This is a genomic window from Lysinibacillus sp. F12, from assembly GCF_057773605.1.
The window spans coordinates 78,136-90,012 of the sequence record NZ_JBYMLP010000003.1; the positions used below are offsets into that span (position 1 = coordinate 78,136).

General features: G+C 39.6%; 12 protein-coding genes. 4 read left to right on the forward strand and 8 right to left on the reverse strand.

Going from position 1 to position 11,877, the window contains the following annotated elements; all coding sequences use genetic code 11:
* Window positions 1–5 precede the first annotated feature (5 nt).
* Together AC3CH7_RS14155 and AC3CH7_RS14160 are read left to right on the forward strand one after the other, a co-directional pair.
* Window positions 6–947 (forward strand): ABC transporter permease, encoded by a 942-nt coding sequence (locus AC3CH7_RS14155; RefSeq protein WP_012293875.1) that lies wholly within the window; start codon window positions 6–8, stop codon window positions 945–947.
* Between the two features lie 12 nt (window positions 948–959).
* Window positions 960–1,787, forward strand: a complete 828-nt coding sequence (locus AC3CH7_RS14160) for an ABC transporter permease (RefSeq protein WP_036167890.1) — start codon at window positions 960–962, stop codon at window positions 1,785–1,787.
* On the opposite strand, the gene AC3CH7_RS14165 is transcribed toward AC3CH7_RS14160, so the two are convergent.
* Window positions 1,776–3,413: a PucR family transcriptional regulator gene (locus tag AC3CH7_RS14165; protein WP_099805976.1), complete on the reverse strand. Its 1,638-nt coding sequence runs from the start codon at window positions 3,411–3,413 to the stop codon at window positions 1,776–1,778. The genes AC3CH7_RS14160 and AC3CH7_RS14165 overlap by 12 nt on opposite strands.
* 145 nt (window positions 3,414–3,558) lie before the next feature.
* On the opposite strand from AC3CH7_RS14165, the gene AC3CH7_RS14170 reads away from it, so the two are divergent.
* Window positions 3,559–4,920: an aspartate aminotransferase family protein gene (locus tag AC3CH7_RS14170; RefSeq protein ID WP_200991113.1), complete on the forward strand. Its 1,362-nt coding sequence runs from the start codon at window positions 3,559–3,561 to the stop codon at window positions 4,918–4,920.
* A gap of 40 nt (window positions 4,921–4,960) precedes the next feature.
* On the opposite strand, the gene AC3CH7_RS14175 is transcribed toward AC3CH7_RS14170, so the two are convergent.
* Entirely contained in the window at window positions 4,961–5,413 is a 453-nt protein-coding gene (locus AC3CH7_RS14175; protein WP_012293879.1) for a MarR family winged helix-turn-helix transcriptional regulator, read from the reverse strand.
* Between the two features lie 125 nt (window positions 5,414–5,538).
* Between AC3CH7_RS14175 and AC3CH7_RS14180 the strand changes: the two genes are divergently transcribed.
* Window positions 5,539–5,970, forward strand: a complete 432-nt coding sequence (locus AC3CH7_RS14180; RefSeq protein WP_031419559.1) for a GNAT family N-acetyltransferase — start codon at window positions 5,539–5,541, stop codon at window positions 5,968–5,970.
* Window positions 5,971–6,214: 244 nt separating this feature from the next.
* On the opposite strand, the gene AC3CH7_RS14185 is transcribed toward AC3CH7_RS14180, so the two are convergent.
* The 6 genes from AC3CH7_RS14185 to AC3CH7_RS14210 all read right to left on the reverse strand — a co-directional run bounded on the left by AC3CH7_RS14185 (window position 6,215) and on the right by AC3CH7_RS14210 (window position 11,727).
* Window positions 6,215–6,604, reverse strand: a complete 390-nt coding sequence (locus AC3CH7_RS14185; RefSeq protein WP_012293881.1) for an RDD family protein — start codon at window positions 6,602–6,604, stop codon at window positions 6,215–6,217.
* Between the two features lie 75 nt (window positions 6,605–6,679).
* Window positions 6,680–7,630, reverse strand: a complete 951-nt coding sequence (locus AC3CH7_RS14190; RefSeq protein WP_289449207.1) for a carbohydrate kinase family protein — start codon at window positions 7,628–7,630, stop codon at window positions 6,680–6,682.
* On the reverse strand, window positions 7,630–8,514 hold the full coding sequence (locus AC3CH7_RS14195; protein WP_012293883.1) for a DMT family transporter: 885 nt from the start codon (window positions 8,512–8,514) through the stop codon (window positions 7,630–7,632). Before AC3CH7_RS14195 ends, AC3CH7_RS14190 begins: the two co-directional genes overlap by 1 nt.
* A gap of 84 nt (window positions 8,515–8,598) precedes the next feature.
* Complete coding sequence (locus AC3CH7_RS14200; RefSeq protein ID WP_031419562.1) at window positions 8,599–9,849, reverse strand: glutamate-5-semialdehyde dehydrogenase; 1,251 nt, start codon at window positions 9,847–9,849, stop codon at window positions 8,599–8,601.
* Between the two features lie 12 nt (window positions 9,850–9,861).
* On the reverse strand, window positions 9,862–10,956 hold the full coding sequence (proB, locus tag AC3CH7_RS14205) for a glutamate 5-kinase (RefSeq protein WP_031419564.1): 1,095 nt from the start codon (window positions 10,954–10,956) through the stop codon (window positions 9,862–9,864).
* A 387-nt stretch (window positions 10,957–11,343) separates the two neighbouring features.
* Window positions 11,344–11,727 (reverse strand): hypothetical protein, encoded by a 384-nt coding sequence (locus AC3CH7_RS14210; protein ID WP_012293886.1) that lies wholly within the window; start codon window positions 11,725–11,727, stop codon window positions 11,344–11,346.
* Window positions 11,728–11,877: the final 150 nt, after the last annotated feature.

Consider the following 11,877-nt stretch of genomic DNA (forward strand, 5'->3'; position numbering starts at 1 on the left):
TGCCCATGATGTATATTCTACGTCGAATCATCCTGTTAATAACAACCATCCTGCTTGTATCCATTATTACATTTGGTGTTTTTCAAATATTACCTGGAGATCCGGTTCGAACAATGCTGGGGACAGAAGCGGATCCCACACAAATTGAAAATTTACGATCTGAACTCGGCTTAGATCGTCCTCTTTATGAACAATATGTGGATTGGATGAAGGGCTTATTGACAGGTCAGCTAGGTGATTCCATTCGTTTTTCAATGCCTGTAAAAGATTTATTATTTGATCGACTTCCTGTCACTATGTCGTTGGCAGGGATTACCCTACTCATTGTTTTAGTCATTTCCTTACCTTTAGGGATGTTTGCGGCAAGAAGACAAAATAAAATAAGTGATGTGTCGTTATCTACTGTGACACAAATTGGGATGGCTGTACCATCCTTTTGGCTAGGAATGATGCTTATTCTTTACGTTGGCTTACAGTTTAGCTTCTTTAAAATTAGTGGTTATATACCATGGACACAAAGTGTTGCTGGGGCGCTTAGTACGCTCCTTCTCCCAGCCTTAACCATTGCGATACCACAAATTGCTGTGAACTTCCGCTATGTGCGTACCGCTATTTTAGAGCAGGTTCAGCTCGACTATGTACGGACAATTCGTAGTAAGGGAATGTCTGAACAAAATGTCATGTATAAGCATGTATTGAAAAATTCAATGATTCCGATTTTAACCGTATTTGGCCTAATTATGGCGGAAGTTGTAGCGGGGACGATTATTGTGGAGCAAGTATTTTCTTTGCCTGGTATTGGACAGCTTCTCATAACGGCTATTAGTAACCGTGATTTTCCACTTGTACAGGGGATCGTTATGTATATTACGGTCGCTGTGGTCATGATAAATTTTATTGTCGATATTTTATATTCTGTATTAGATCCTAGAATCCGATTACATTAAGAGGTGGATACAATGAAACAGCTACAACGTTATACTAAAAAACTGAATTTATCCATTGGTCTCCTCGTCATTGTCGGCTTTTTGCTCGTCATGCTGGTCAGCTTTTTTTATACACCACATGATGTCAACGCCATGAACATACCTGAGAAATTGCGTGGACCAGATGGTGCTTATCTTTTTGGGACAGATGAATTCGGGCGTGATATTTTTAGCCGGATTATGAAGGGGACACAAACAGCTTTCGCCGTTGGGCTACTAACTGTAGGAATTGGGACATTGTTTGGTATTACCATAGGAGGAATTGCAGGCTATGTTGGTGGCTGGGTTGATGAACTATTTATGCGAACAATGGACGCTTTAATGGCGTTTCCTGGCATTATATTAGCATTGATGCTAGTAGCGGTATTTGGCCCTGGGATTGTCAATACGGCCGTAGCCTTAGGCATTATCGCCATCCCTGCTATTGCTAGAATTGCACGGAGCGGATTTGTCCAACAACGTGATTCAGAGTATGTATTGGCAGCCAAATTAATTGGTGTCAAGCCTCATAGCATTATGTTTCGTCATATTTTACCTAATATATCGTCGCAAATTATTGTCGCTGCGACTGTCACATTTGCTACTGCAATGTTAGCAGAGGCAGCACTAAGCTATTTAGGGCTTGGTGTTCAGCCACCAAACCCTAGCTGGGGCAGAATGTTAAAAGATTCACAGGCTTATTTAATCGGTGCCCCTTGGTATACGTATGCGCCTGGAGGAGCCATCACGATTCTTGTTCTTGGCTTATATATGCTTAGTAACGCTTTACGTGATTTTATGGACCCACGTTCAAAATCGTAATAAATCAGGTGCTGTTTTCTGCAAAAGTTCATAGGCCTTGACGGCAATTTCAATGTTTAGTCGATGTGGCGCTTGTAAAAAATCAGCACCGAATATACTTTCTAGTCGTTCAATGCGTTTATAGAGCGTTTGACGGACGATAAATAATTGCTCTGCCGTATCATTTTTAGCTCCATTGCAAGCTAAATAAACAGCTAATGTTTGGAACAAATCATGGCCGTTTTTTTGATCCAGTAATAATAATTCTAGCAAGTAATCTTTCACAAATTGTAATAGGGTGGTTTGCTCTTGCTGTAATAATAACCGGAAAACGCCTAAATCCTTATAATAAATGGAGCTAGTCAATTGATGATGCTGCATTTGGATAGACGATTTAGCCTCCTTATAGCCAAGATGGACACTTTCTATTGTTTGATAAACATTGCTTATCCCACAGGTAAGGGTAAGCTGTTCAAAAAATTGAGATGCCTTTCTAGCAACAATTTGTGATATGGCTTGATTGAAGGAATCTCGATTATCCTTCATATAATCTGCAGCTATATAGAAGGCTAAAATAATAATCTCATGCTGTCGTACTGAAACGGTAGGGAAGAATCCTAGCTTCTTTAAGATGGAGCGAACATACATGGCATTTTGTAATTGTATTTCCTGCCACTCTTCCTCTGGCACTGCTTTGGTTTCGTCATGTAGATTGAACACGACGACACGGTAAAATAAATTCCGACTTTCAATCGGTAAATAGCTTTGGTAGTATGGGACATCCACAGGCTGGCCTTGAATTAATGCAAGAATGAACTCATCCTCACGGCTTTGCTGACGTTCCTGAAGCATGCGATTTCTCATTAAAATTTGGGCAATGGACATCGTAGCACGTTCTAAGTTTAATAAGGTGTAATCACTCGGTTTCGGCAGTTCAGAATGCATACATAGATAGCCCCAAACTTGTCCAAGACCATTTACTGGGATAATGACAAAATGGTCCTTGTCAATTGATAAAAGATGTAAGGGCTCTTGTAGTTCTAACTGCTGACAATGTTCTTCCATCATACGTAAGTGTTTTTTAGCTTCGACTGGATAATAAAAGCTTTTTGTATCTTCGGAGACAAATAAAAATAATGCCTCGGTATCTTGATGAAGGACTTGTAAGATTTTTAAAATCCCATTGGGCATTAACGATAATTCCATAAATGTTTTAGAAAGGGTATCGAGCTGTGTAAGTGCCTGTTGGTGTTGGTTAATTATGTACGTATGTAAATCTTGTGTAATATCGATAAAGCGAACTATTTCTTCAAAGACAATGATTGGAAAATGATGCGCATTCGCCATGGCAATCAGCTCCACAGGGACATGATCAAAATAGTCTCCAATTTCAATACAAAGCCCTGCAGCTTCGTTCCGAATAAGGTTTTGTAAGTAAGCAATTTGCGTTTCACGCTCTAACTGTAAACCGACCCCAGTAGTTAAAATGAGTTCACCACCATTAATTAACGTATCAAAATCTTTAATTTCTAAAATATGTGTCCACAGAACTTGTCGTTCAAGGCCATGGTGTCCTGCTATAAGCTTCGCTGATTCAAAATGTTTGCGCTTAAGGACATCACGTACGAGTAGAGGATGTTTGGACATAATTTAGCACCTGCCCTTCGAATGTACAATGTCTAATTTTTATTATGTTTGAGAAGTCAGAAAATTTCAACACGAATGAGTGTATATAGTAAAAATTGACGAAAGGCAAAAAATACATCTAGGATACACGATTGGAGGTCATGAGATGGAAAAGGAACGAAGTGATCAGTTCACCCATACCTTACAGCACAAAGATCGTGAAAACATTTGGCACCATATGTCCATTTATAACGAGCATACTCCAGTCATTATTGAACAAGGGGAAGGAGCATGGATAAAAGACAGTTTAGGCAATCGATTTTTAGATGGCATGTCAGGCTTATGGGCAGTCAATGTGGGTTATGGACGTGAGCGACTTGCTAAGGTCGCTTACGAGCAATTAAAAAAACTATGCTATGCCCCTTTAACACAGAGCCATGAGCCTGCTATTAGATTAGCTGAAAAAATCAACAGCTTACTAGAGGACGACTATATGATGTTTTATTCGAATAGTGGTTGTGATGCAAATGAAATAGCGTTCAAGTTAATACGACAATTCCATCAACAAAACGGGGAAGGGACACGCTATAAAATGATTGCTAGTTATCGAGCCTATCATGCTAGCTCGCTTGGAGCATTAGCCGCTACAGGCCAGGCATTACGTAAATATAAATATGAACCATTAACACCAGGCTTCCTGCACGTTGCCCCACCCGATCCTTATCGTCGTCCTAAAGGTCAATCAATGGAAGTATATAATTTAGCAAGAGCGCGTGACATCGAAGAAAAAATTATTGGGGAGCAAAATGAAACGATTGCCGCTGTTATTATGGAGCCATTCATAACAGGTGGGGGTGTCTTCATTCCACAACAAACATATGTTCAAGAAGTAGAGCGCATTTGTAGAAAGTACGGGGTGTTACTTATTATCGATGAAGTTATTTGTGGTTTCGGGCGAACGGGTAAGCTGTTTGGCCATCAACATTTCGGTATTCGTCCAGATGTTATTACAATGGCTAAAGGACTTACTAGCGCCTATTTACCACTATCAATTACAGCAGTAAGAAAAGATATTTATGATAAATTTAAAGAGATCGACGGCTATAGTCATTGTCGACATATGAATATGTTCGGTGGTAACCCGGCAGCCTGTGCTGTGGCATTAGAAAATATTAAGATCATTGAAGAAGAGGGACTTGTACAGCGTTCAAAAGATTTAGGAATTCAACTACTCCATGACCTACAAGACTTATTAGAGTTACCCTTTGTTGGAGATATTCAAGGGCTAGGGTTGCTCGTTGGTATAGAGCTTGTTGAAGATAAAGCCTCACAAAGACCTGCAAAGGAAGAAAGGGTGGCAAGCATCATTGCTGAGTGTAAAGGGAATGGCTTAATTGTTGGGAAAAATGGCGGTACAGTGGAGGGCTCCAATACTATCATTACGTTAAGTCCACCGCTTTGCTGTACCGATGAAGATCTTGAATTTATGGTAGCTGTTTTAAAAAGAGTATTTGCCGCCCATGTCTAATACGAGGCGATTCCAGAGCAGGGGAATTCAGGAATCGCCTTTAATAGTGTCGCTTCTGCCCTTTTTTTACAGATTCCCAATCAATTTCAATGTTTTGTAGAACTCGCTTGAGTAAATGGTGGATGCTGTCGACTTCATCGCTAGAAAAACCATCAAGTGCTCGTTTATTAGAATACTCGCCTTCCCGTTTTAAAAATGGATAGATGTCTAAGCTTCTATTGGTTGGAAAAAGTAATTTGTTTTTTTTATTTCCTTGATCACTACGTTTTTCAATAAAGCCTTTTGTTTCTAATTTTTGGATGGCCCTAGAAGCAGTTGTGCGATCCACCTTCAATAGCTCTGCCACCTTTTCTTGAATAATGCCAGGATTTTCGCAAATTCGGATAACATATAAATATTGACCCTTCGTTAAATCCAATTCCTTAAATTCTATATTACTAATCGAGTCTAAAGCCCGTGCGATAGCACCTATTTCACGTAAGATTTCTTTCATTTTCGATCCTCCTGAGATTTTTATTGTATTTGCAATAAAAATCGTTCTATACTAATAGTATCATCTTTGGGTGAAAATTGCACCTGGAGAAGAGGATGATGGTAGTGAAACGAGGAGGAGTATTCATGAGCATAAAAAAAGTAACAACTGATGCAGACTTACAATTAGCATTTGATTTTAGACGAAAAGTTTTTATTGAAGAGCAACAAGTACCAGAGGTAGAAGAGTTTGATGAATTTGATTCACTGCAAGCACCATGTGATCATATTCTTGTGTACTATAAGGAGCAGCCAGTGGGAACGGGTAGACTGCGTGTAGTCGAGGGCTATGGTAAACTGGAGCGCATTTGTATAGTAGAAGAGTTCCGTAAATTTGGACTTGGCAAAGAAATTATTATTGGCTTAGAGCAAATTGCCCGAGACAATGGCCTCACAAAAGCTAAATTAAATGCACAATCATATGCAGAGGGTTTTTATGAAAAATTAGGCTATAAGCGTGAAGGGGAAGAGTTTATGGATTGTGGCATTCCCCATATTTTAATGAAGAAATACTGGTAGATGTGCTAGGGATTGAAAAACAGATAGAATTTCCACCTACACTTTATTGAAGTGAGTATGATGTTCAATCAAATAACGATAACGGATTCAGATGCATCAATACTTTGTCATACAATAATACCTCCTCCTGTTGACCTTGGGAGGAGGTATATTAGTGTTATGAATTTTGGATATGTGTTTCAATGATCCATAAAGCTCCGTACGTCATGGGGTTGCAAATCTACAACTAATTTTAGCAATTCGTTTATTTCTCTTTCACAACCGTACCGGCAAAGCTATCATGAGGAAGGCATTGTCCATGCTGTTGCTCAAATGCCTGGCGATTTTTTAAATAGTCAAATGAACTGATTGTATCCCGATAAGCCATACGTTTTAAAATTTGACAGTCTGATAATTCATGACCATCTGCATTTTCCAGTACTAGTCCCGTAGCTTTATAGCCAATGGTTTGTCCACCTTTACGAAGCTGTGCGTACTCTAATGCCCATAACATGACTGTCGGTGTAACGAGTGCATGAACCACCTCATTTTTCACTTTCTTCCGTAGAAAATACTCCACGCCCAATGTGACAGCCGTTGAAATAGCAGTATCCATTAAAAAAGCAGCAGCTCGTTTTTTTGTAATCGATTCCATGCAGGTCCTCCTCCCATTGATTTCTCACCAGTACATACGGAAAATAAGAATAAAAGGTTTCAAATTATTTTAGATTCATTCTAACGGTAGTTCAGGATAGGAGGGAATCGCCCCGTGCTTCATTGTCGTGATTCCTGCATAGCGATTGGCAAAAGAAAGCAGGGATATCGCATACTGTTCACAATAGGCTACCAAATGATCGGCAGATAATTGATGTTGAAGGAATTGACTTAATATCGCCCCAATAAAAGCGTCCCCAGCACCAGTCGTATCAACTGCTTGTACATTCTCAGCATGGACCTTACGTTGACATTTCTTTGTATATAATGTTGCGCCTTCTGCTCCATGAGTAATGATAATGGTCTCCAGATGCCCCTGAAATAATGTGTGCACAGCCGAAAATTCTTCCTCGATGGCTGTTAAAAATAACAGTTCTTCATTCGAAAGCTTTACAATATGGGCTTTTGGTAAAAAAGCTAGAATCGTTTCTCGACAAGCCGTCTCATCCTGCCATAAAGGCAATCGAACATTCGGATCAAAGGAAACGATGCTGCCTGCTTGATGTGCCTGCTCGATAAAAGCTAAATGGGCTGATTTCATTGGACTGTCAACAAGATTAACTGAACAAAAATGAATGATATCTTTGTTAGTTAATAGTTGTGATGGGAGATACTCTTGTTTGTACAATAAATCTGCAGCATGGCGTCGATAAAATTGAAAATCTCGCTCGCCCGTTTTAGAGAGTGCTACAAAAGCAAGGCTAGTTTCTCCCTCAGTAGTTTGTCGAATATATTGTGTGTCCACACCTGCCTGCTGCAAAGTCTTCTTCAGAAAATCACCAAACGCATCCTGACCTATTTGTGTTAGGAGGGCTGCCTGTTGACCAAGCTTGGCACATACTGCTGCGACATTTGCAGGGGCTCCACCAGCATGTTTCGTGAAATGCTCGACTTGTACTAGGTCACCATGCTGCTGTGTTGGCGTAAAATCTATTAGCAATTCACCAATTGTAAAGAGTTTGCCCATTAGGATACCTCCTGTGGTAGCCGTTTTTTCTTCGGGGTATAGATCGTGTAGAAAATCCCGCCGAAGATGAATAAAATGCCCAATGTTTGCATAAAGTTCGGCATAAAATCAAGCAGCAGCATATCGAGTAAAATGGCCACTACAGGGTCGACGAATACTAAAACGGAAACTAGAATAGTAGTAAGACTGCGAATACTATCGAAAAATAAATAATATACAAATCCAGTATGAATAAATCCTGTGCCTAGTATATAGAACCAATTGGTTGTAGTTAAACCTTCAAAGAGTGAGAAATCGATGAAGGGCAGTAGAATCAAAATGCCAACTGTTGTTTGAATATACGTTAAGGCATAGGAGCTAAGCTTTGTAATGGTCTTGCTTGTCAGCATGGTAAGAGCATAAAACACCGCTGACAATAAAGCCCAAACAAATCCTGATTGCATAAATTCAGAGAAAGATACAAAGTTTTGAAGACCCATGATAAAAATACTACCGATAAAACAAGTAATAGTTGCCACAAGTGCTTGGATGGTCATTTTTTCTTTTAAAAAGATAGCGCCTAAAATTAAGACAAAGATAGGGGCTAAATTATAAATAGAAATGGCAATCGAAATAGACATTTCCTCAAAGGCTTTAAATAAAAATACCCAATTTAGTACTAAGAAAACGCCACAAATAATAGTTTGAATTACTTCTTTCTTCTCCCATTTTTCTGTTTTATGTCCACCAGTGACGAGCCACAATCCTCCTAGAAAGAGGGTTGCACAAATACATCTAACAAAGACGAGCTCTGTTGCAGGAACTCCAGTATGAACAGTAAAAAAGCCGATGGAGCCAAAAAGTGCCATTGATACGGTTAGTTTAATGATGGCTGAAATGTTCATACAAAACCTTCTTTCTGTTTTTTAGTAAATGCGAAAAGGAAAGGGGATAATCCCTATCAGCATACTTTTTGCTATAGCATGACATTATTCGCGAATTTGCCCATTGCCATATATAAAATATTTTGTAGAGGTGAGAGCAGGTAATCCCATGGGGCCCCGCGCATGTAGCTTTTGTGTACTAATACCAATTTCTGCGCCATAGCCAAATTCAAAACCATCCGTGAAGCGGGTCGAGGCGTTATGATAAACTGCAGCCGCATCAACATTAGTTAAAAACGTTTCCGCTACCAATAGATCTTCCGTTATAATGGCTTCAGAATGATTTGTCCCATAATGATGAATATGCTCAATGGCCTCGTAAACATTTTCAACTAATTTAACGCTTATTTTTAAATCAAGGAACTCAGTCGCATAGTCTTCCTCAGTAGCTGGGAGCGCTCCAGAAAATGCCTCGCATACTCGCTCATCACCAATAATAGTAACACCTGCTTTATGGAGCGATGATAAAAGTTGCGTGCCATATGTTTTAAACCATACAGGGTGAATTAGTAAGCTTTCCGCAGCATTACAAACAGAAGGACGCTGTGTTTTGGCATTTAAACAAATTTTTTCTGCTTTTATGTAATCTGCCATTTGGTCCACATATATATGACAATTGCCTGCACCTGTTTCTAATACAGGGACAGAAGCCTCTCGGACGACCAAGTCAATAAGAGCCTTGCCGCCTCGAGGTATTAATACATCCAAGTACTCGTTTAGATGAAATAATTCTTTAGCGGTCTCACGGCTCGTATCCTCGATTAATTGGACAGCTTCTGTTGGTAGAGACGTCTTCGCCAATGCACGATGAATACTTGCTACGAGAGCATTATTTGAAAACTTAGCAGATGAGCTCCCTCGTAAAATGACGGCATTTCCTGTTTTTAGGGCAAGTGTCGCGGCATCAACCGTAACATTTGGTCTTGCCTCATAGATCATTCCAATGACACCAAGTGGGACCATGCGCTTTTCGATGTGTAGGCCATTACCTTTATCTATACGTTCGATAACTGTGCCAACTGGGTCCTTGAGAGAGACAAGTAAATGAATGGCATCAGCCATCGCTACTATGCGTTCTTCATTGAGCATGATGCGATCTAATGTAGAAGAGGGCATCCCCTGTTGCTCTCCATTGATAAGGTCTTTTGCATTTTCTTCTAAGATGTCTTGTTGGTCCATCAATAGCTGTTCAGCAATTTTAGTCAGCGCTTCATTTTTCTCACATGTAGTTTTAATATTTAACATATAGCTAGCGGCTTTGGCACATTTTCCCTTTTCTTGAATTTCACTTACCATGTTCAGACCTCCTTATTTAGTTTGAATTTTCAGCCATTTATCCCTGTGAATGACCTCAATCGGGCATTTCGATAATGTATTTGTCCGTTTGCCCATAGCGGACAAAAGTTCTTGTGATGAATACAGCACCTCACCACGTCCTAGTAAACCTTGTTCACAATACACTTCAACTACATCACCATTGTTAAAATCACCTTCAACCTGAAAAACACCAGCAGGTAACAAGCTTTTGCCATTGACCATTAGTGCTTGTTCAGCACCTCTATCTATAAAAATTTTACCAGATATTTCCGCGAGTGCAATCCACTGTTTATGATTCTTTAACACGGCTAGGTCATCATGTCCGACATAAGTTCCATCACCACGCCCTGCTAAAATATCAACAAGCTTTTGAGCGCCATAACCTGTTCCGATAAAAACTTTAACTCCAGCCTGTAAAGCTGTACGGGCAGCCAGTAGCTTCGATGCCATGCCGCCTGTTCCAACCTTTGACCCTGTGCTGTCTGCAAAGTCTAACAAGTCGTCCGTGATGGACGTTAAATAATCAATTCGCTCTGCCTGAGGGTTTTTGCTAGGGTTGGCGTTATATAAGCCATTAATATCTGTTAATATGATGAGTTGATCTGCATGAACAAGTCCACTAACAAGGGCAGACAGCATATCATTGTCGCCAAAGGTTAGCTCACTTATAGAAACGGTATCATTTTCATTAATGATGGGTAGCATCGAGCGCTCAAGCAATTCCTCGAAAGTAGCATAGGCATTTTTATAGCATTCTTTTTTAGAAAAATCAGTGCGCGTCAGTAAAATCTGAGCAGGCAATATATCATAAATACTAAATAATGCACTATACGATTGAATAAGTAAGCTTTGCCCTACAGCTGCTGCTGCCTGTTTGCCCTTTACCGTAACAGGACGAGCCGGGTAGCCAAGCTGTTTAAAGCCTGCTGCTACTGCACCTGATGACACAAGTAATACATCATGTCCTTGTTTTTTCAACTCCGCGATTGCCTGAACATGATCCATTAAACGAACTTTATCGATTTCGCCTTTTGCATTTGTTAAAGAGCTACTCCCAATCTTGACGACAATTCTCTTTTTTTCCACCACACTACCTCCAATTGTCAAAAATAAAAAACCCTTTTCATCCTAAAAAATTAGGACGAAAAGGGTTGCTTTCCGCGGTACCACCTACATTGAATATCGTGCGACATTCCACTTTCCTCATAACGCTAGAGACTGCGCCTAGTTTAGCTAGGACGATAGACGAAGTAGGTTCATTAGTCTTTTCTTGCACAATGTCTTGCAGCCGATGGACATCGTTCTCTGTTCAAGCAGATACTAATTACTGATCTTCGTTCGTTTTCTCATCATAAAGTTTTTCAACTATTGAGTAAAGAATGCACTACTTCCAAAAGCCTGTCAAGATGATGAGGGAAATTACTTGAAAGTTTTGATAAATTGAGAAAAAAAGATAGAAAGGGCATGAATTTTTTATTTAAACCACCAAATGGCGATGAAAAGAGGGAGCATTGCTAGCAACATTACAAAGAAACTCCATAGTACTTGTTTTCCCGAGGACATGTTTTTTGGCTTTATGCTCATTTGTTCATAAAGCTTGTTAATGGCACGTTGTTCTTTCGCATAAAGCATTGCTTGAAATTCCTCGTAATCTTGAATATAGCTAGATGGAGGACGTGGACTAAAGCGTAAATCTCTAATAGAGTCCGTAATATCTATGTCATTCATCCAATAAGTGATTACAGGAGCTAAGCCTGTATTCTGTGTAGCTTTCACCTCAATGTCATGGGACTTCATTTTATAGTACACCTCACCGTGCTCGTCTTCATACAGTGAAACAATATCACTAACTGCCACTAATAATCACCTCTTATTGAATTCATCTATTGTATCATGAGTTTCTTCTATTATAATGGAATAAAGAAGAAAAGTGTTGTTTAAGCGAGCATTAATGGTGAAACGTATGTTCACGAAAAAAATTTAATAAAGTCATAAACTTACAGCTAA

Excerpts from the sequence above, each read along its gene's own strand:
- AC3CH7_RS14195 (WP_012293883.1), bottom strand. The coding sequence starts at position 8,514 with ATGAACATTTCAGCCATCATTAAACTAACCGTATCAATGGCACTTTTT.
- AC3CH7_RS14180 (WP_031419559.1), top strand. The coding sequence starts at position 5,539 with ATGAGCATAAAAAAAGTAACAACTGATGCAGACTTACAATTAGCATTT.
- AC3CH7_RS14170 (WP_200991113.1), top strand. The coding sequence starts at position 3,559 with ATGGAAAAGGAACGAAGTGATCAGTTCACCCATACCTTACAGCACAAA.
- AC3CH7_RS14185 (WP_012293881.1), bottom strand. The coding sequence starts at position 6,604 with ATGGAATCGATTACAAAAAAACGAGCTGCTGCTTTTTTAATGGATACT.
- AC3CH7_RS14200 (WP_031419562.1), bottom strand. The coding sequence starts at position 9,849 with ATGGTAAGTGAAATTCAAGAAAAGGGAAAATGTGCCAAAGCCGCTAGC.
- AC3CH7_RS14155 (WP_012293875.1), top strand. The coding sequence starts at position 6 with ATGATGTATATTCTACGTCGAATCATCCTGTTAATAACAACCATCCTG.
- AC3CH7_RS14190 (WP_289449207.1), bottom strand. The coding sequence starts at position 7,630 with ATGGGCAAACTCTTTACAATTGGTGAATTGCTAATAGATTTTACGCCA.
- AC3CH7_RS14160 (WP_036167890.1), top strand. The coding sequence starts at position 960 with ATGAAACAGCTACAACGTTATACTAAAAAACTGAATTTATCCATTGGT.
- AC3CH7_RS14175 (WP_012293879.1), bottom strand. The coding sequence starts at position 5,413 with ATGAAAGAAATCTTACGTGAAATAGGTGCTATCGCACGGGCTTTAGAC.
- AC3CH7_RS14165 (WP_099805976.1), bottom strand. The coding sequence starts at position 3,413 with ATGTCCAAACATCCTCTACTCGTACGTGATGTCCTTAAGCGCAAACAT.